This window comes from Rhodococcus sp. BH5 (genome assembly GCF_027583855.1).
Classification (GTDB): Bacteria; Actinomycetota; Actinomycetes; order Mycobacteriales; family Mycobacteriaceae; genus Rhodococcus_F; species Rhodococcus_F qingshengii.
In genome coordinates this window covers 1-22,429 of the sequence record NZ_JAJHVW010000012.1, presented here as the reverse complement: position 1 = coordinate 22,429, position 22,429 = coordinate 1, and the positions used below count along the sequence as shown (strand labels likewise).

Genomic DNA, 22,429 nt, shown 5'->3' with positions numbered 1-22,429 from the left:
AGTACCTGGCGGCCCTGTAAATTGTCCGAGGTGACTGATGTGGATTGGGGTGTAGATCGTCGGTTGCAATTGATTGTCCCAGGGGGAGAGGTATCGCGCGCCGCGTCTGAACGGTGCGTTTCGGCAATGCGATCGGGGGGTAGATGAGCTGGGCGATTTGTAACGAATTGCAACAAAACCGTCGATACACCGGGGTATGGATTTCTCTTGTCACCTATGTATCGGAGACAATGGGTGGTTCTGGCTCGTCGAGGTTGGATGAGGTCGGTAGCTGCTGCGAATCGGACGTTCGGCTCGCACGGGTGCGCAATGGTGTGGAAGAGAGGCTGTGGGCGTGAATTCGCTGGGTAACGGAGAACTGGGGAGCGGCAAGCCGGAGGTCGGCAGCTCGCCGGAAGACGTTCAGCGATCCGACGCATTCCCGCTTTCCGCGGCCCAGCTCGGTATGTGGTTCGCGCAACACCTCGATCCCGCCGTTCCGGTCAACATCGCTCAGTACGTCGAACTCCGTGGTGCTCTGGAACTTGACGCCCTTCGCCAGGCCTGCGCAGACGCCGGTCGCGAAATCGGGTCGGCCTTCGTCCGGATCTTCGAGATCGACGCCCAGCCTTACCAGATCATCGACCCCACACTCGATGATTCGGTCGGTTACGTCGACCTTCGTAGTGAAGACGACTCGCACGACGCTGCCATGCGGTGGATGCGAGCAGATCGCAGCCGGCCGATCGACATGCTCACGGACCGCTTGATCTCTGCCACGATCCTGCGGCTCGGCGAGAATCGCTACTACTGGTACACGCGGGTCCACCACACAATTCTCGACGGATTCGGTGCGTCGACGTTCGTCACTCGTGTGGCGGAGCTGTACTCGGCGCGCGTGGAGGGCCGGGATCCGGAGCCGAGTGAGGCCTCCGATCTCCGGAACGTCTACGAGGTGGACAACAAGTACCGCCAGTCGAGTCGTTTCGAAACCGATCGCAAGTACTGGGCAGACAAGATCGAGAATCTCGACGAGATCTCGAGCCTCGCGGGTCGAAGTGCCGCGCCGGCTCCAGTCAGTCGGATCGACAGTGCAGCGCTGTCCAACCACGTCGAGGCTCTGCTCGGGCGGTTCCTCGAGCGCATCGAGAAGACCACTGTTGCCGGCACTGTCGTCGCGGCGTTTGCGGCGTACCTCGCTCAGATGACCGGGCGAGAGGACGTGTCGCTGAGTCTGCCCGTTTCCGGCCGAACGACAGCCGTGCTGCGTCGATCCGGTGGCATGGTCTCCAACGTCGTTCCGCTGCGACTGACCGTCACTGCCGATACCACCGTTCAGGAGCTTCTGGACGACGTCAGGAACGAAATGTCCGGCGCGCTGCGCCACCAGCGGTACCGACACGAGGACATGGTCCGCGGCGGGGACGGGCCGGGCCGGGGCGGATTCTTCGGCCCCTGGATCAACATCATGATGTTTTCCACCGAGTTGGCGTTCGGGCCCCTCGTCGGCGAACTTCACATCTTGTCCACGGGTTTGATCGAAGACCTCGGTGTCAACCTGTACCAGAGCGTCGGCGATACCCGCACACACATCGACTTCGAGTCGAATCCCAATCTGTACGCGCCCGCGGACGCCCAGCGAAATCACTCGCGGTTCGTAGAGTTTCTCGAGAAGTTCGTCTCGGCCGAAACGAGCCGCAAGGTCTGGGATCTTCCTGTCGCAACCGACGAGGAGCGAAACAAGGTTGCCTTGTGGAACCGCACCGGCTTCCACGTTGCCTCGCAGACCATCACCGAAGCATTCGAGCGTCAGGTCGAGAGAACTCCCGATGCCACCGCTGTCGTTTTCGAAGGCGCCAGCCTCACGTACGCCGAATTCGACTCTCGCGCAAATGGTTTGGCTCGTCAACTCATCGCCATGGGTGTTGGGCCCGAATCGCTTGTAGGACTGTCGATCCGCAGGTCTTTGGACTTGATGGTCGGTCTGTACGCGATTGCCAAGGCCGGCGGAGCCTGGGTACCGGTGGATCCCGACCACCCAGCCGACCGCACCGCCTACATTCTCGAGTCGGCGCAGCCCACGTGTGTTGTGACCACTGCGCGGGACGACGTGGATCTGCCCTCGGGCACACGGGTCATCGAGATCGACACACTGGACTATGGGCAGCTCGACAGCAGGCCGATCGTCAACGCGGATCGCCTGTCTCCCTTGCATTTCTCGAACACTGCGTACGTGATCTACACCTCGGGTTCGACCGGTCGACCCAAGGGTGTCGCGGTCACTCACGCGGCGATCAACAATCAGCTTCAGTGGATGAACGCCGAGTACGGGCTTTCGGCGTCGGACATCTACCTGCAGAAGACCGCTACGACATTCGACGTGTCGCTGTGGGGATTTTTCATGCCGTTGCAGGTCGGCGCCACGCTCGTCGTCGCGACTCCGGACGGTCATCGAGACCCGATCTACGTGGCGAACAAGATCGCGGAGCTCGGCGTCACGATCACCGACTTCGTGCCATCCATGCTCACGCTGTTCACGGCGAATGCACCTGCCGGATCTTGTGATTCGTTGCGCCACGTGTTTGTCATCGGCGAGGCGCTCCCGCCCGAGACGTCTTCCGCCTTCCGCGAACTCTGTGGAGCCGGACTGCACAACCTGTACGGTCCGACCGAAGCCGCGGTATCGGTCACGTACTACGAGGCCGTGGCCACGGATACTACTTCCGTGCCGATCGGTATGCCGCAGTGGAACACTCAGGCGCACGTACTGGACGGGCAACTTCGCCCGACCCCCATCGGGCAGCCGGGTGAGCTCTATCTCGCCGGCGTTCAACTCGCGCGCGGATACGTTGGTCGACCGGACCTGAGCTCGGATCGGTTCGTAGCCAATCCGTACGGCACGGCCGGTGAGCGTATGTACCGGACCGGCGACCTCGTTCGTCGCCGTGAGGACGGAAATCTCGACTACATCGGGCGTACAGACTTCCAGGTGAAGTTCCGCGGGCAGCGCATCGAACTCGGCGAGATCGAGACCGTCCTTCTGGCGCACCCCGACGTTTCGCAGGCTGTCGTTTTGGTGACCGTCACCCCGACCGGTGATCAATTGGTCGGCTACGTCGTGCCGGGTCCAGGCCGAAACATCGATGCTGCGGTGCTCAGTGAGTTCGCCGGCCGAAGCCTCCCGTCGTACATGGTTCCGGCCGCGTTGATGGTGCTCGATGCGTTGCCGCTCAACACGAGTGGCAAATTGGATCGTGCCGGGTTGCCCGAGCCGGTGTTCGCGAGTGCGAAGCAGTACCGCGAGCCCCGCACCGAAATCGAACGCATCGTGGCGGACGTGTTTGCCGACGTTCTCGGTGTCGAGCGCGTCGGTATCGATGACGACTTCTTCGAGCTCGGTGGAAACTCTCTGGTTGCAACACAATTAGTGACGCGAGTGGGTTCGGCATTGGGAGTGCAACTCGGCGTTCGAGAGCTCTTCGAATCCACCACGGTCGCCACCCTGGCGGCCCGCGCCGAGTCGGTGGCGGGCAACGCCAGGCAGCTCACCCCGCTGATCGCCAAGCCTCGTCCCGAGGTCGTCCCGCTCTCGCTTGCGCAGCAGCGCATGTGGTTCATCAACCGTCTCGATCCGTCGACGCCCGCCTACAATCTTCCGTTCACGGTCCGGCTCACCGGTTCGGTGGACCCGTCCGCCCTGCACGCCGCGGTGATGGATCTTCTCGAGCGACACGAGTCCTTGCGGACGATCTACCCTGATGTCGACGGAACCGCGCAACAGCTGGTTCTGCCGGTCGACCGGGCCGCGGTGGAGTTGAATCCGGTCAAGATTCGGAATTCGCATCTCGACGCGGCGCTGTTCGACGTGGCGTCTCGCGGCTTCGACGTGACGCTCGAAATCCCGGTACGGGTTGCCCTCTTCGAGGTGTCTCCGACGGACTACGTCCTGGTGATGGTTCTCCATCACATCGCTGCAGACGGACTGTCGTTCCGTCCGCTCGCACGTGACCTTCTCGTCGCCTACTCGGCGCGAAGTGAGAAGTCTGCGCCGGCGTGGACGCCGCTGCCAATTCAGTACGCCGACTACGCCCTGTGGCAGCGCGAAGCACTGGGATCCGACGAAGACCCGCGCTCGGAGTCGTCTCGCCAGATAAACTTCTGGCGCCGGGCACTTGCCGATCTGCCGGATCAGTTGGATCTGCCGACCGACCGACCTCGTCCTGCCATCGCGTCCAATCACGGCGCCAAGCACCATTTTCAGATCAGCGAACGCACGACGCGCAAGTTGAACGAGTTGGCGCGCTCGAGGAGCGTCTCTCTGTTCATGGTGTTGCAGGCGGCGTATGCAACGCTGTTGAGCCGGCTCAGTGGTACCTCCGACATCGCGATCGGTGCCCCGATCGGTGGGCGAGGCGATCAAGCGCTCAACGACGTGATCGGCATGTTCGTGAACACCCTGGTGCTTCGCACCGAGGTCGATCCTGATGAGCCATTCGCCAATCTGATTCAGCGAGTTCGTGATTCGGGCTTGTCTGCGTACGCACATGCGGATGTCCCATTCGAGCGCCTGGTAGAGGCTCTCAATCCGCCGCGCTCACGGGCTCGTCACCCTCTGTTCCAGGTTGCGTTGACCGCGGAGATCAGTGGACGGCGCGAGCTCGAGTTCTCTGGAGTGAAGGCCGTGGCGGCGGAACTCGAGGTGCCGATCGCGAAGTTCGACATCGAGCTGATGGTGTCCGAGGGGCAAGAGGGCGCAACGGACTTCGAAGGCCTGGAGGCGACGCTTACCTACGCGACCGATCTCTTCGATGCTTCGACAATGGTGGAGTTCGCCGAGCGTTTCATCCGCGTCCTGAATGCCGTCGTCGACGATCAAAACACGAAGGTCGGCGATATCGCCGTGTTCGGGAAAGACGAGTCGGCAAGAGTGCTCGACTGGTCGGCGGGAACGCGCTGTAGTGCTCCGGAGTTGTCGATCTTGTCGGCCTTCTACCGTGCTGCAGACGCTCAGCCGAACGCCGTCGCGGTGGCGGACGACGATCGAACACTGACCTACGAGGAATTGGACACACGGTCCAGTCTCCTCGCACTGGAACTGGCCGCGACCGGTGTATGTGCGGGCGACGTTGTGGCGTTGACCGTTGCCAGGTCGTGGCAATGGGTAGTGGCGATGCTGGCTGCATGGAAGGTAGGAGCCGCGTACGCACCCATCGACCCGAGCTTCCCGCAGGAGCGCATCCAGTCGATTCTGGAAGATACCGATGCGGTGTGTGTCGTGACTGTCGACGTCATCGAACTCGACATCCCGATACTCGTTGTGAAGTCTGATCTTCCCCCGGCGACCGCCGTTCAGCGCCAGGACGACCCCTGGCTTTCTGTCGGTGCGAAAGATCATCTCGGATATGTGATTTCGACGTCCGGCTCGACCGGGCGTCCCAAGCCGACGATGGTACCGATGCGAGGCATCGAGAACACCGTGGCGTGGTACCGCTCGGAACTGCCCGAAGCCGGGCCGATCCTTGTTGCGTCCTCACCGAGTTTCGACCTCACGCAGAAGAACATATGGGCAGCGCTCGGTAGTGGAGTGCCGCTTCATTTGAGCGGAGATGGTTTCGACCCGCATGCCATTCTCGGGATCGTCGAATCAGCTGGCATCCGTGTTGCGAACATGTCGCCGAGCGCCTTCGTCGCTCTTTCCGATGCAGATGCGGAGGGAGTGCTCACACAACTGGATGTAGTCTTCCTCGGCGGTGAGCCGATCCAACTCCCCAGGCTCTCGCACCTGATGCGGGCTGGAGTGCGAATCGTCAACAGCTATGGTCCCACTGAGGCTTCGGATGTTGTTTCGGCACTGTCCGCGACATCCGAGCACAGCGCCGGAGTGCCTATCGGTACGCCGATTCCGAACATCGACTTGTTTGTGCTCGATTCTCGTCTGCATCCGGTCCCAGCCGGCCTGATCGGCGAGCTGTACGTTGCGGGCGTTGGTGTCGGGCGAGGTTACGGTGCTCGGTTCGACGTGACGGCAGAACGGTTCGTCGCAAATCCGTTCGGCGACGGTGGTTCCAGGATGTACCGGACAGGCGATCTTGTCCGGTGGAACGATCTGGGACAGTTGGAGTATGTCGGCCGCAGCGACTTCCAGGTGAAACTGCGTGGGCTGCGGATCGAATTGGGCGAGATCGAAGCCGCGCTCGTGTCGCTCGAGTCAGTCGTGCAAGCCGTCGTCTTGATGCACAACGACGAACGGATCGGCGATCAACTTGTCGCGTACGTCGTCGCGGACGGTGACACGTCCCTCGAAACTGAGATGCTCACGACTGCCGTCGCGGAGAAGCTTCCCGAGTACATGATTCCTTCCGCGTTCATGATCGTGGAGGAAATCCCCCTGACGTCGAACGGCAAGTTGGATCGTCGCGCATTGCCAGTCCCCACGTTCGAGGTCCGCGAGTTTCGTGCACCCACCACGCCGGTGGAAGAGATTGTCGCGCAGGTGATTGCGGATGTTCTCGGAGTGGAACGAGTCGGCCTCGACGACGACTTCTTTGAACTCGGTGGCAACTCCCTGGTGGCTACTCAGGTCACCTCCCGATTGGGGCGGGCGCTCGACACTACGGTGCCGGTGCGAACGCTATTCGACGTTTCCACCGTCGAGGCGCTCGCCGCACACATCGAGTCGCACGTAGGTAGCGGCGGGCAGAAGGCGCTCGTCGCACAGGTGCGTCCCGCGGAAATTCCGTTGTCGCTGGCGCAGCAGCGCATGTGGTTCCTGAACCGCTTCGACACCGACTCAGCTGCTTACAACATCACTTTTGCTCTGCACCTGACTGGTCATCTCGATACTGCCGCGATGGAAACTGCGCTGGAGGACGTACTGGCCCGGCATGAGGTGCTCCGAACGGTATATCCGGACGGGGCTTCCGGACCGAAGCAGTCGATTCTGTCGCTCTCGGAGGCGTTCGGCGGGCTGACCGTGGAGTCGGTTTCGAATCAGGACGAGCTCGAAAGTCGAGTTGCTGCAATCGGATCCTCAGCGATCGACGTCACCGTCGACGTGCCGATCCGTGTCCGCCTGTTGACGGTCAGCGACACCGAGCACACCCTTGCGATCGTGGTTCATCACATCGCCGCTGACGGTTGGTCGATGGCGCCCCTGGCTCGCGATGTCATGATTGCCTACTCGGCACGCAAGGACGGGATCGCGCCGGCGTGGCAGCCGTTGACTGTGCAGTACGCCGACTATTCGTTGTGGCAGCGTGAGGTTCTGGGGTCGGAAGACGACTCGGAATCACTGATCTCGCAGCAGATCTCGTACTGGACCGAGACTCTGGCAGACCTACCGGATGTGATCGAGCTTCCGTCGGACCGGTCTCGGCCTGATGTGGCGTCGATGCGCGGCGAGCGATTTGCGTTCGAGATCTCCGGGGATGTGCACCGTCGATTGGACGCGCTGGCACGGGAGAACAACGCGACGCTCTTCATGGCGTTGCACTCGGCGCTTGCCGTTCTGATGGCCCGACTGAGCGGGACCTCGGACATCGCCGTGGGCACTCCCGTTGCCGGTCGCGGGGACGAGGCGCTCGACGATCTCGTCGGCATGTTCGTCAACACGCTTGTTCTGCGCACCGAGGTCGACCCGGCCCAGGCATTCACAGATCTGCTGGCTGCGGCGAGTGATTCCGCGCTCGGAGCGTTCGCTCACTCGGACGTGCCCTTCGAGCGGTTGGTGGACGTCTTGGCTCCCGCCCGGTCGCAGGCCAGACATCCGCTCTTCCAGGTTGTGCTGTCCTTGCAGAATCTCGCGCAAACGGCATTGGAACTGCCGGGACTGGCGATCAAGGCCGCCGAAATCGACACGACCACTGCCAAGTTCGACCTCGAACTCGCAGTGACAGAGTCGATCGGCGAAGACGGGATCCAGCAAGGGCTCTCGGCCGAATTCACGTTTGCTGCAGATCTGTTCGACGTTTCGACGGTCGAGGGGTTTGCTCGGCGTCTGGTTCGTATCCTCGAGACTGTCGTGTCGGTTCCTTCGATTGTCGTCGGTGACATCGATATTCTCGATGCGGCCGAGCGGGGTGTGCTGGCCGATGTTCACGGAGGTCAGTCGGTCTCGGGAACCCTGGTCGAGATCCTCACAGCGGCGGCCGCTTTGGATCCGTCGGCGGATGCGATTCGCTTCGACGGTCAGTCGATCAGCTACCGCGAACTCGACGAGCGGTCGTCGCGACTCGCTCGTGTTCTGATTGCGAAGGGCGTCGGGCCGGAGGATCGGGTCGCGATCGCGATTCCGCGTTCGGCCGATTCAGTTCTCGCTCTGTGGGCGGTGGTGAAAACGGGTGCTGCATTCGTGCCCGTCGACCCGACGTATCCGGTTGACCGTATCGCCCACATGATCTCCGATTCCGGTGCGGTGCTGGGTCTTGCGCTCAGTGACGTCGAGGCAGGATTGCCGTCGGCGTTGACGTGGGTTGTTCTCGACGACGAGAGGACAGTGGCAGCGTGCGCGGCAGAATCTTGCGCGCCGGTAAGTGATTCGGATCGACGCAGTGCGATCGACGAGCGGCAGCCTGCTTACGTCATTTACACCTCGGGCACCACGGGTCTGCCCAAGGGCGTTGTGGTCACCAATGCGGGTGTGGCGAACTTCTGCGCCGAGCAGGTCGAGCGCTATGCGCTGACCGCGGATGCTCGGACGCTGCATTTCGCCTCGCCGAGTTTCGATGCTTCTGTTCTCGAGTTGCTGATGGCATTCGGAGCAGCATCGACGATGGTGATTGCGCCGACGACGGTGTACGGCGGCGCGGAATTGGCCGAGATCTTGCGCTCGGAGGGCGTGACGCATGCGTTCGTGACGCCCGCTGCGCTGGCATCAGTGGATCCGAGCGGGCTCGACGCGTTGCGGGTGGTTGTCGTCGGTGGCGAAGCCAGTTCGCGGTCTCTCGTTGCCAAGTGGGCGGTGCCGCTTCCGGATGGCGGTGTGCGTGGATTCTTCAATGCGTACGGTCCGACGGAGTCGACAGTCGCCTCGAACATCAGCGATACGCTGACCGCGTTTGATCGTATGAACATCGGCGGCCCGATTCGGGGAATGGCCGCGCGGATCTTGGACGGCCGCTTGCAGCCCGTTCCGGTTGGTGTCGCAGGTGAGTTGTACGTGTCGGGTGTTCAGGTCGCACGTGGATACCTGGGACAGCCGGCATTGACAGCGGGTCGTTTTGTCGCAGACCCGTTCGGGGCGCCGGGAGAGCGGTTGTACCGCACGGGTGACGTGGTCCGGTGGATCGACGGTGGCGCAGTGGAGTACGTGGGCCGCAGTGACTTCCAGGTCAAGATCCGTGGGTTCCGTATCGAACTCGGCGAGATCGAGGCCGCGCTGACCCGTTGCGCGGGCGTTGCGCAAGCTGTTGCTCTCGTTCGTTCCGACGATCACTTCGGAGATCGTCTCGTTGCATACGTCGTGCCGCAGGCCGGCGCCGAGGTGGATCCCGCACAGGTCATCGAGTCGGTGTCGACGTTCCTGACCGGCTACATGGTCCCCGACTCGGTACTGGTACTCGATTCGATTCCGTTGACCACCGCGGGCAAGACGGACATCAAGGCTCTGCCCTCGCCCGTGTTCGAGTCCAAGGTGTACCAGGCGCCGATCACGACCGTCGAAGAGACTGTCGCGCAGGTGTTCTCCGAAGTTCTCGGAGTCGCACAGGTTGGCCGCGACGACGACTTCTTCGAGCTCGGAGGCAACTCGCTGATCGCGACCCGTGTCGCCGCACGACTGGGGGAGGCGCTTGACACAAGCGTTCCGGTTCGTGCGCTCTTCGAAGCGTCGACCGTGCAGTCACTCGCCATCCGGCTCGAGCTGCACGCCGGTTCGGGCGCCACGGCCCCACTGGTCCCGCAGTCCCGGCCCGCTCGGATCCCACTTTCGTTGGCGCAGCAGCGCATGTGGTTCCTGAACAGGTTCGAACCCGAGTCCGCAGTCAACAATATTCCGGCCGTGCTTCGTATCTCAGGGAATCTGGATGTCACCGCGCTCGACGCCGCAGTGCGCGATGTCGTCGAGCGCCACGAGGTGCTTCGGACCGTGTATCCGGAAACGGACGGGATCGGTTACCAGCTCGTCCTATCCGTGTCCGAGATGTGGTCGGGACTGACTCCGATTGTAATCACCGAAGCGGCAATCGAAGCCGAAATCGCTGTGCTGGTGACCGTCGGGTTCGACGTTACAACGGAAGTTCCGTTGCGCGTGCGGCTCTTCCAGCTGTCCGACGGCGAGTACGTGTTGGCATTTGTTGTGCACCACATCTCCACTGACGGCTTCTCGATGGCACCCCTGACACGTGACCTCATGCTTGCCTACGAGGCTCGCACTCGTGGTGGCGTTCCGTCGTGGGCACCGCTGCCAGTCCAATACGTGGACTACACGCTGTGGCAGCGCGATGTCCTCGGTTCCGAGAGCGACGAACAGTCGGTGATCTCCCGCCAAATCGGATACTGGCGTGAAGCGCTGGCAGAATTGCCGGGGCAGCTCGATCTACCCAACGACCGCACTCGCCCGCAGCGGGCGTCCGGACGAGGCGCCAACTACGACTTCATCGTGGACGCACAAATGCAGGAGCGCCTCGAAGCCTTGGGACGCACGCACAATGCGTCACTGTTCATGACTGTGCACGCGGCGCTTGCCGTGACACTGGCGCGCTTGTCGGGTACGACCGACATCGCGATCGGAACTCCCGTCGCAGGGCGCGGGCAGGCACAACTCGACGACCTTGTCGGTATGTTCGTCAACACGTTGGTGCTCCGTACCGAGATCGATCCGGCCGGTTCGTTTGCCGAATTGCTGTCGGCGGTGCGCGAGCGCGATCTCGAGGCTTTTGCACATGCAGACGTGCCCTTCGAACGGTTGGTCGAGGTTCTCGAACCGGTACGGTCGCAGGCTCGCCATCCGCTGTTCCAGGTCATGTTGTCGTTCCAGAACCTCTCGGGCACCGAGCTTGTCCTCGGTGATCTGACGGTCTCGCCGTTGGATTCCGATCTCCCGGTGGCTAAGTTCGACCTCCAGTTGACGCTCACTCAAGCCATCGACCAGTCCGGCGTTCCTTCTGGACTAGCAGCTCAGTTTACTTACGCAACAGACCTTTTCGACGAGTCGACAGTGGCCTCGTTTGCGGACGGGTTGTGCCGTGTCCTGGCGAGCGTGACAACTGATTCTCTTTCGCCGGTGGGTGCAGTGGAGATCCTCGACGAAGAGGAGTCGTCGCAGATTCTGGGGTGGTCGCGCGGACAGCACGTACCGTCAGCTGACGTCTCGATTCTCGGCTTGTTCGCGCAGACAGTGGTCGAGTTCCCGGAGCGATCGGCCGTCGTTGCCGGCAACGTCACGTTGTCGTACGCAGATCTGGATGTTCGTTCGTCCGTATTGGCAGCGGAGTTGGTTGCAGCGGGCGTAGGTACGGACGATGTCGTGGGAGTGATAATTCCACGTTCATGGCAGTGGATCGTCGCATTGGTAGCGGTATGGAAGGCCGGGGCGGCCTATCTGCCGATGGATCCTACATTGCCGACGCAGCGCATTGAGGCGGTTCTGTCCGATATTGACGCGCGGTGCGTAATCGCTGTCGACGACGTTTCTCTGACCGTGCCGGTAATTCGCATACAAGACGTGGTGGAGACGACGGGCACCCCTGAGTGGGTTGATCGCTGGGTCGAGCACGGCGCGGATTCTCGTTCCGCCTATGTGATCTCGACATCCGGCTCCACCGGTCGTCCGAAGCCGACAATCGTCGCGATGGCAGGTATCGCCAACACCGTCGCGTGGTATCGATCCGAGATTCCGCCGGCCGCTAGTGTCCTGGTGGCGTCATCTCCGAGTTTCGACCTGACCCAGAAGAATGTGTGGAGTCCGCTGTCGAGCGGCGGAACTGTGATTGTGGCCCCAGCCGGGTTCGATCCGTCGGAGATACTCGGTGTAGTGGCGAGTTCGCATGTGCAGGTGGCGAACATGTCTCCGAGCGCGTTTGAAGCGTTGGTGGATGCGGATTCCGACGGTGCGTTGTCGCGCCTTCAGGTCGTCTATCTTGGAGGCGAGCCGATTCAGGTGAGGCGCCTTGCCGCACTGATGAACTCGGGTGTTCGAATCGTGAACAGTTACGGCCCGACGGAGGCGTCGGACGTGGTGTCGCGGCGTGACGCCTCCGTCGATGACATCATGGGTGTGCCGATCGGATCGCCGATTCCCAATATCGATCTTTTCGTGCTGGATTCGCGGTTGCAGATCGTACCAGTAGGTGTCGTCGGCGAGTTGTACGTCGGTGGTGTCGGCGTAGGCCGCGGCTACGGCGCTCGATTCGACCTGACTGCGGGACGATTTGTCGCCAATCCGTTCAGCGATAGTGGATCTCGTCTGTACCGGACAGGTGATCTGGTCCGCCGGAACCGTACGGGAGAATTGGAATACCTGGGGCGCACCGACTTCCAGGTCAAGGTCCGCGGCCTCCGTATTGAACTCGGTGAAATCGAGTCGGCACTGGTATCTGTGGACACGGTGGCGTCTGCCCTCGTGACAGTGCATCGGGATCAACTGGTCGCGTACGTGGCGCCGGATGCCGGAGTTATCCATCCCAATGCACTTCGCGTGCACCTGAGTGATCGTCTGCCTGATTACATGGTCCCGGCGCTTTTCATCGTGCTCGACGCAATGCCTCTCAATGCGAACGGCAAGGTTGATCGCCGTGCCCTACCTGAACCGGTTTTCGAGGTCGTAGCTTTCCGGGCTCCGACGTCGGTGGTGGAAGAGGTCGTGGCGCAGACATTTGCGGATGTTCTGGGCATTGAGCGTGTCGGTTTGGATGACGATTTCTTCGCGCTCGGAGGTAACTCGCTGATCGCGACACGGGTGATGTCTCGTCTGGGGCAAGCGCTCGAAACCAAGATTCCGGTCCGGATGCTGTTCGACGCGTCGACTGTGGAAGAACTCGCTGCGCGCATCGACGGACACGTCGGCGGCGACGGAGAACGAGCATTGACCGCGCAGGTGCGTCCGGCGCAGGTGCCGCTGTCGCTTGCTCAGCAGCGCATGTGGTTCCTCAACCGCTTCGATACAGAGTCGGCCGTCAACAACATTCCTGTTGCAGTTCGTCTCACCGGCGAGCTGAAAGTGGATGCTCTTCGTGCGGCGATTACCGATGTCATTGCACGACATGAGGTTCTGCGCACGCTGTACCCGGAGATCGACGGCGTTGGCTACCAGCAGATTCTCTCGCCGGAGGATGCCTCGATCGAATTCGATACAGTGCGCACTGCCGAGAGCAACCTTCAGGCAGAGCTCTATGCCTTCTTCGCGGAGGGATTCGATGTCACCGTCGAGGTTCCGTTGCGCGCCAAGCTGTTCCAGGTCGCCGATGATGACTTCGTGTTGTCCTTCGTGGTGCATCACATCTCCACCGACGGTTTCTCGATGGGCCCGTTGACCCGCGATGTGATGACCGCGTACTACGCGCGCTCACAGGGGCAGACCCCGACGTGGGCTCCGCTGCCGGTGCAGTACGCCGACTACGCGTTGTGGCAGCGCGAGGTCCTCGGCTCCGAGGACGAGCCGACGTCCGTCATCGCGCAGCAGATCAACTACTGGTCCGATGCCCTGGCCGACCTGCCCGAGCAGCTGGACCTTCCCAGTGATCGCACCCGCCCCGAGATCGCAACGGGACAAGGAGCGAACCACACCTTCACCATCGACCCGCAACTGTGGGCCGATGTGGAAGCAACAGGTCAGGCGGCGGGCGCAACCCCGTTCATGGTCGTCCACTCTGCGCTGGCCGTGCTACTGGCACGGTTGTCCGCGACAACCGACATCGCAATCGGCGCTCCTGTCGCCGGTCGCGGTGAAGCGCAGCTCGACGACCTGATCGGTATGTTCGTCAACACTTTGGTGCTGCGTACCGAGGTTGATCCGTCGATGTCGTTCGCGGAGCTGTTGGCTTCTGCGCGTGAAGTGGATCTGCAGGCGTTTACCCACGCTGACGTTCCGTTCGAGCGGATCGTTGAAACGCTCGATCCGGTTCGTTCGCAGGCTCGTCATCCGTTGTTCCAGGTGGCATTGACCTTCCAGAACCTTGGACAGAGTGCTCTCGAACTGCCCGGACTCACCGCCGCTGCTGTGGAATTCGACGCAGCACTGGCCAAGTTCGATCTGCAATTCACTCTTGAAGACGCCGCTGACGCCGGTATGTCCGGCACCCTGACCTACGCGACGGATCTATTCGACGCGTCGACAGCGGCCGAGTTCGCTGATCGGTTCGTGTCCGTCCTCCGTGGCGTTGTCGCGAATCCGGCCGCTGCCGTTGGCGACGTGGATGTTCTGACCGCCGGTGAGTTGGATCGCGTTCTGTCATGGAGCGACACGGGTGTCGACAGTGGTGTGGATTCGACGTTGTCGGCGTGGTTCGATGATGCTGCTGCGCGGTTTGGTGATCGGACCGCAGTGCGGTTCGGTGACGATTCGTTGACGTATGCGGAGTTGTCGGTTCAGTCGAATCGGTTGGCGCGCAGGTTGATTGCTCAGGGTTGTGGTCCGGAGTCGTTGGTGGCGGTGGCGTTGCCGCGGTCGGCGGATCTTGTGGTGGCGTTGTTGGCGGTGGTGAAGTCCGGTGCGGGGTATCTGCCGGTGGATCCGTCGTATCCGGCTGATCGTGTCGAGTTCATGTTGGCTGATGCTGCTCCGGTGGCTGCGATTTCGTGGTCCGGGCGTGAGTTGGTGTTGCCCGCTGGTTTGCCTGTGGTTGATATCGACGCGGTGGATTTGTCGGAGTTCGATGGTTCGGTGGTTTCGGATGCGGATCGTGTTGCGCCGTTGCGGTCGTCGAATGTTGCGTATGTGATTTACACGTCGGGTTCGACGGGTCGCCCGAAGGGTGTGCAGGTTCCGCACACGACGGTGGCGAAGTTGTTTGCGAATACTGAGAGTGTGTACGGGTTCGACGAATCCGATGTGTGGACGATGTTCCACAGTTATGCGTTCGACTTCTCGGTGTGGGAGTTGTGGGGTTCGCTGTTGTACGGCGGCACGTTGGTGGTTGTGGATTATGTGACGTCGCGGTCGCCGGAGCAGTTCTTGGAGTTGCTTGCTGCTGAGCGGGTGACGGTGCTCAATCAGACGCCGTCGGCGTTCTATCAGTTGGCCGAGGCTGATCGGTTGGCGTCGGAATCCGGTCGGGCCGCTGAGTTGTCGTTGCGGTGGGTTGTTTTCGGCGGCGAGGCGCTCGAGCTGCGTCGCTTGTCGGATTGGTACGGCCGCCGCGGTGACTTCGCGCCGACGTTGGTGAACATGTACGGCATCACGGAGACGACGGTGCATGTGAGCCATCGTGTGTTGGATGCTGCGTTGGCGGCGGATGCGTCGGCGAGTGTTGTGGGTCAGGCTATTTCGGGTTTGCAGGTGTTCGTGCTCGATACGCGTTTGGCTCCGGTGCCTGTTGGTGTCGCGGGTGAGATGTATGTCTCTGGTGTTCAGTTGGCTCGGGGTTATCTGGGTCAGGCGGGGTTGACGTCGACGCGGTTTGTGGCGAATCCGTTCAATGCCGGCGAGGTGTTGTACCGCACGGGTGACGTCGCTTCGTGGAACAGCGCTGGTGATTTGGAGTATCTGGGTCGCGCGGATGATCAGGTGAAGATCCGTGGTTTCCGGATCGAGATCGGTGAGATCGAGTCTGCGGTGTTGGCGGATGTGTCGGTGGCGCAGACGGCGGTGGTTGTTCGTGAGGATTCTCCGGGTGATCAGCGGTTGGTGGCGTATGTGGTTCCGGCTGCGGGTGTGAGCGTTTCGGTCGACGATGTGCGCACCGGTGTGGGTTCGTTGTTGCCGGAGTACATGGTGCCGTCGGCGTTTGTGGTGTTGGATTCGATTCCGTTGACGGTGAACGGGAAGTTGGATCGTCGGGCGTTGCCGGTTCCGTCGTTGCAGGTTGCGGTGTTCCGTGCTCCGACGTCGGTGGTGGAAGAGGTTGTTGCGCAGACGTTTGCGGATGTTCTGGGCGTCGAGCGTGTTGGTTTGGATGATGATTTCTTCGCGCTCGGTGGTAATTCGCTGATTGCGACGCAGGTGACGTCTCGGTTGGGTCAGGCGTTGGATGCTTCGGTGTCGGTGCGGGAGTTGTTCGAGGCGTCGACGGTGGAGGCGTTGGCTGCTCGTTTGGGTTCTCATGTCGGTGGCGGTTCACGTGCGGCGTTGACTGCGCAGGTGCGTCCGGCGCAGGTGCCGTTGTCGTTGGCGCAGCAGCGCATGTGGTTCCTCAACCAATTGGACCGCGAATCGGCAGCCAACAACATTCCGATGGCGATCACTCTCACTGGCGAGTTGGATCAGGCGGCGTTGTACGACGCTGTCGTGGACGTGTTGAAGCGTCACGAGGTTCTGCGCACGGTCTACCCCGAGGTGGACGGAATCGGCTACCAGCGGATCTTGCCGGTGGCGGCAGTTCCGGTGAATCTGGCTCCCGTGCAGCTCGAAGCATCCGACATCGTGGCGGCGGTGACGGACTTCGTCACGTCAGGCTTCGACGTCACCGCTGAGGTTCCATTGCGGGCCAAGCTCTTCCAGCTCGCGGAGGACTCGTTTGTACTGGCGTTAGTGATTCACCACATCTCCACCGACGGTTTCTCGATGGGTCCGTTGATCCGCGACGTGATGACCGCGTACTACGCCCGCTCACAGGGTCAAGCCCCGACCTGGGCGCCGTTGTCGGTGCAGTATGCCGACTACGCGTTGTGGCAGCGCGAGGTTCTCGGTTCCGAGGGTGACACGGAATCCGTACTCGCAGAGCAGATCGGCTACTGGGCCAAAGCTCTCGACGGAGTTCCAGACCAGATCACCTTGCCCAGTGACCGCGCGCGTCCAGCCGTGTTCACTGGCCGGGGAGCCACCTACAGCTTCCCGATTTCCGCGGATGTTCACCGCGGACTGACCGCTGTGGGTCGCGAGCACCAGGCGTCGCTATTCATGGTGATGCACTCGGCGTTGGCAACACTTCTTGCCCGGTTGTCCGGCACCACCGACATCGCAGTCGGCACCCCGGTCGCCGGTCGCGGTGAAGCGCAGCTCGACGATCTGATCGGCATGTTCGTCAACACGCTCGTGCTGCGTACCGACGTCGATCCGGGGATGTGTTTCCTCGATCTGCTGACGTCGGCGCGTGAGAGTGATCTCGCGGCTTTCGCTCACGCAGACGTGCCGTTCGAGCGGCTGGTCGAGGTACTCGATCCGGTTCGTTCGCAGGCTCACAACCCGTTGTTCCAGGTTGCCTTGGCATTCCAGAACCTGAGGCAGAATAACCTGACGTTGCCGGGACTCGATATCACTGAATTCGATATCGCGGAAACTGTAGCGAAGTTCGACCTTCAGTTGACTCTGGTGGAAGCTGCCGATGGTCACGGCATGACTGCGACCTTCACCTATGCGACGGATCTCTTCGACGAGGGGACAGTTGTCTCCTTCGCCGAGCGGTTGACTAGAATTCTCGAGGCCGTCGCCGTGGATGCGACGCAGGCTGTCGGCGACATCAACATCCTCGAAGCGCCTGAGCGTATCGAATTGACCAGTCGCCGAGCGTCCTCGGGCATCGAGCCGAAGCCGTTGGCCGACATCCTGGCCGAGACCGCGTTGCAGTATCCCTCCAACGAAGCTCTCCGCTACCAGGATCGGTCGATGACCTACGCCGAGGTCGACGAGTGGTCGTCGCGCCTCGCCCGTGTCCTGATCGCTCGCGGTCTGGGCGCCGAAGATCTGGTCGCAGTGTCGATTCCGCGTTCCATCGAATCGGTCCTGCTGGTGTGGGCGGTATCCAAGACAGGTGCCGCGGTTGTTCCCATCGATCCGCACTACCCGGCCGACCGCATCGCGCATATGGTCTCCGACTCGGGCGTCTCGGTCGGTCTGACTCTCGAAGCTGAACTCGCAGGGCTTACCGACACCGTGGAGTGGCTCGCGGTCGACAGTGCTGCTTGCGCGGAACTGATGGCAGCGCAGGATAGTTCACCGATTCGTGAAGATGAGCGTGTGCGCCCCGTCCTTCCGGCGCATCCGGCCTGGGTGATCTACACGTCGGGCACAACAGGCTTGCCCAAGGGCGTTGTTGCTACGGGAGCAGGCCTCGCGAGCTTCAGTGCAACGCAGGCACAGCACTACCTGGTGACGCCGAACTCCCGCACGCTGCACTTCGCGTCGCCGAGTTTCGACGCGTCGATGCTCGAACTGTTCCTGGCTGTCGCGACAGGCGCTGCCATGGTGATCGTCCCGACATCGATCTTCGGCGGCGACGAATTGACCGCGCTGTTCAAGTCCGAACGCGTCACACATGCCTTCATCACGCCCGCGGCGTTGGCTTCCATGGATCCGTCTGGCCTGAACGATCTTGAGGTGGTTGGTGTCGGCGGTGAGGCGTACTCGCCGGAGTTGATGGCCAAGTGGGCGGATCAGCCGAACCGTCGACGTACGTTCCTCAATGTCTACGGTCCCACCGAGACCACTATCGTCACCAATGTCAGTGTGCCGCTGATGCCGGGCGACCGGATGACCATCGGCGAAACCATCGGCGACATGGCCGCGTTTGTTCTCGACACACGTCTGCAGCCCGTTCCGGTTGGCGTTGCCGGTGAGCTGTACCTGTCGGGTCCCCAGGTCACCCGCGGATACCATCGCCGCCCGGGATTGAGCGCGGATCGCTTTGTTGCCAACCCGCACGGCCTGTCCGGTGAGCGCATGTACCGCACCGGTGATGTTGTGCGTTGGACTGACCGATACCAGGTTGAGTACGTGGGCCGCAACGACTTCCAGGTGAAGATCCGTGGGTTCCGTATCGAGCTCGGTGAGATCGACGCGGCACTGACGGCACATTCGGACGTCGAGTTCGCCGCGACGATGGGTACCACGCTGACGTCCGGTGCTCCGGCGCTGGTGTCGTACGTGTTTGTCGGCAAGGAATCGGCTGTCAGCTCGGCGGATCTGAGTGAGTTCGTTTCACGCACTCTGCCGGCGCACATGGTGCCTGCGTCGATCATGGTTCTGACCGACATGCCGCTGACCCCGGCCGGCAAGCTGGACCGAAAGGCTCTGCCGGAGCCGGTATTCGAGGTCAAGGAGTTCCGCGCTCCCACGACCGAGATGGAACGCGTCCTCAGCGAGGTCTTTGCCGACGTTCTCGGCCTCGATCAGATCGGTACCGACGATTCGTTCTTCGCTCAGGGCGGAGACTCGATCATGTCGATCCAGTTGGTGTCCCGGGCTAAGGCCCGCGGTGTTCTGTTCACGCCCAAGGACGTGTTCGAGAACAAGACGGTGGCTGAGTTGGCAGAGGTTGCCGTCTTCGGCTCCGACGCCGATGCGATCACTGTTCTCGCCGAGATCGAAGGCGGCGGCATCGGTTGGATGCCGCTCACGCCGATCAAGCGATTCATGTTCGAACGGCCCGGCAGCTTCCAGCGTTTCAACCAGTTGTTGACGCTGGAGTTGCCGCTCGGCATCGACCGGACCGGTGTTGTCGACACACTGGCTGCCGTCATCAATCACCACGACATGTTCCGTTCGCGTCTGGTCGATGATCAGCGTGGTCCGGGCATGGCTGTGTCCGCGCCCGGAACCGTCGACGTGGATTCTTTGGTGCGACGGGTGCTGGTGGACCCCGCGATTTCGGGCGCAGACCTGACGGCCATCGCGTCGGGTGCTCTCGACGACGCTCTCGGCCGGTTGGATCCGGCCGCCGGTGTCATGGCTCAGTTCGTGTGGATCGACTTCGGTGACACACGCACCGGCCGATTGATCATGGCTGCGCATCACCTGATCGTCGACGGCGTCTCCTGGCGAATCATCGTGCCGGACTTGATTTCCGCGTGGGCTCAGCGCAGTGGCGGAAGTGCACCCGTGCTTGAACCGACGGGCACGTCCATGCGTACCTGGGCGCACTCGCTCGCTGCGGAATCACGATCAGACAAGCGACTGGCAGAACTGCCACGTTGGCGCAAGACGCTGTCGACTCCAGACCCGATTCTCGGTTCGCGGGCGTTCGATCCGTCCGTCGACGTTGCGGCAACAGTCGAGCGTGTGCGCGTGGAGGTGCCCACAGGCGTCACTGAAACCCTGCTGACAACTCTGCCCGAGGTGTTCCGCGGCGGAGCCAACGACGGTTTGCTGGCCGGACTTGCTCTGGCGCTGGTGCGCTGGCGCCGTGAGCGGGGCATCGACACCGAAGCGGCACTGCTCCAGCTCGAGGGCCACGGCCGCGAAGAGGGCGTCGTCCCGGGTGCCGATCTCTCACGCACCGTCGGCTGGTTCACGGCGGCCTTCCCCGTCGCACTCGACCTTGCCGGTATCGACATCGACGACGCCTTCGACGCCGGAGTTGCTGCGGGAGCGGCGATCAAGGCAGTCAAGGAGCAGTTGCTCGCCGCTCCCGACAAGGGTGTCGGCTACGGACTGCTGCGGTACGTCAACGACGACACCTGCACTGAGCTGTCGAAGCTGAGCAGCGGGCAGGTCAGCTTCAACTACCTGGGTCGCATTGTGGCGGAGGATATTCCGGCTGCAGCGCAAGGCCTCGGATGGATTCCGGCACGCGACTTCTCCGATGTCGCTGCGCCGGAAGACCCGGACATGCCGGCCAACAAGGTTGTCGACATCAATGCCATCGTCAACGACGGCCCTGACGGCGCGGTGCTCGAAGCGTCGTTTGCCTTCCCGAACGGATTGCTGAGCGCCACCGAGGTGCAAGCCCTGGCCGACCTGTGGGTCGGAGCACTCACAGCGCTGGCGCAGCACGCACAGGCCGTCGGCGCAGGCGGACTCACGCCGTCGGACGTGCCGCTGGTAACGCTGACCCAGCAGGATCTCGACGGGTTCGAGCAGCGTTTCCCCGCGGTGCAGGACGTCTGGCCGCTGGCTCCGCTGCAGTCGGGTCTGCTGTTCCACGCTGTCATGGCCGAGTCCACCGTCGACCTGTACTCCGTGCAGATGGTTCTCTCGCTGTCCGGCCGCGTCGACGCGGATCGCCTCCACGCCGCAGCACAGGCCATCATCGATCGTCACCCGAACCTGCGCACCGCATTTGTGGTCGACGGAACGGGTACGCCGGTCCAGGTAGTTCTCGGTGACATCGAGGTGCCGTGGCGCGAACTGGATCTCACCACAATCGCTGACAGCGAAGAACGACGCCGCGAGTTGGATCGGATTCTTGTCGAGGACCAGGCCACGCACTTCGACATGTCGAACCCGCCGTTGATCAAGTTCACGCTGATCAAGATCGCGGCGAGCGAATACCGCCTTGTTGTGGCAAACCACCACATCATCCTCGACGGCTGGTCCATGCCGCTGCTGCTCCAGGCGCTCCTCGGCCACTACGCCATGCGTGGGAACATTCCCGCTCAGACGCGGTCACTGAGCTATCGGAACTACCTCGCGTGGCTGGTCCAGCAGGATCGCAGTGTGTCCATGGATGCCTGGGCGAAAGCTCTGGGCGGCGTCGAAGAGCCGACGTTGTTGGCTCCCACCGTCGTTGGTCAGGAATTCAGTGCGCTGTCGCAGAAGTTGCAGATCTCGCTCAGCGAATCGGTGACCGCGACACTGACCGGTTTGGCATCGAGGACCGGCGTTACCGCCAACACGATCGTCCAGGCTGCCTGGGCAATTCTGCTGGGACGCATGACCGGTCGCCAGGACATTGTCTTCGGTGCCACGGTCTCCGGCCGTCCGCCACAACTCGACAGCGTCGAGAAGATGGTGGGCCTGTTCATCAACACGCTGCCCGTGCGTGTCCAACTGGATCTGGCCGAGTCCGTCGAGGCATTGCTCTCTCGGGTTCAGATCGAACAGGCGGGATTGCTCGATCACCATTACCTCGGCCTGACCGATGTGCAGAGCGCCGCGGGCGTCGGCGGACTCTTCGACACTCTGGTGATCTTCGAGTCCTACCCGGTCGACCGTGACGGTCTTGCAGCGCAGGCAGAGTTCTTGGATGGCATGGTGATCGACGATGTCGCCTCCGACGATTCCACGAACTACCCGCTCACACTGCTGATCGGTCTCGACGACCAACTGCACCTGACGCTTCGTTACCTACCCGACTTCTTCGACGAGTCGTACGCGCAGGCCCTGCTGGGTCGCCTCGAGACTCTGCTGACCGAAATCGGTGAAACGCCGTCTACTGCGGTCGGTGACGTCGAGGTCATGACGGCGCCTGAGCGTGCTTTGGTGCTTGAGTCGTGGAACGACACGTCTCGTCCGGTTGTGGGTGGGTTGTTGTTGGATGGTTTTGATTCTGTGGTGGGGGTTTGTTCGGGTTCGCGTGCGGTGGTGTGTGGGGATGTGGTGCTCTCGTATGGGGAGTTCGATGAGAGGGTTAATAGGTTTGCGCGTTATTTGATTGGTTTGGGTGTTGGGCCGGAGTCGTTGGTGGGGTTGGCTGTTCGG

At 62.0% G+C, this 22,429-nt stretch carries 1 protein-coding gene; it reads left to right on the top strand.

Annotated elements, in window-relative coordinates; translation table 11 throughout:
• Positions 1-334: 334 nt before the first annotated feature.
• Positions 335-22,429 (top strand): non-ribosomal peptide synthase/polyketide synthase (locus RhoBH5_RS25290; protein WP_270008924.1); only part of this gene is annotated, 22,095 nt, incomplete at its 3' end.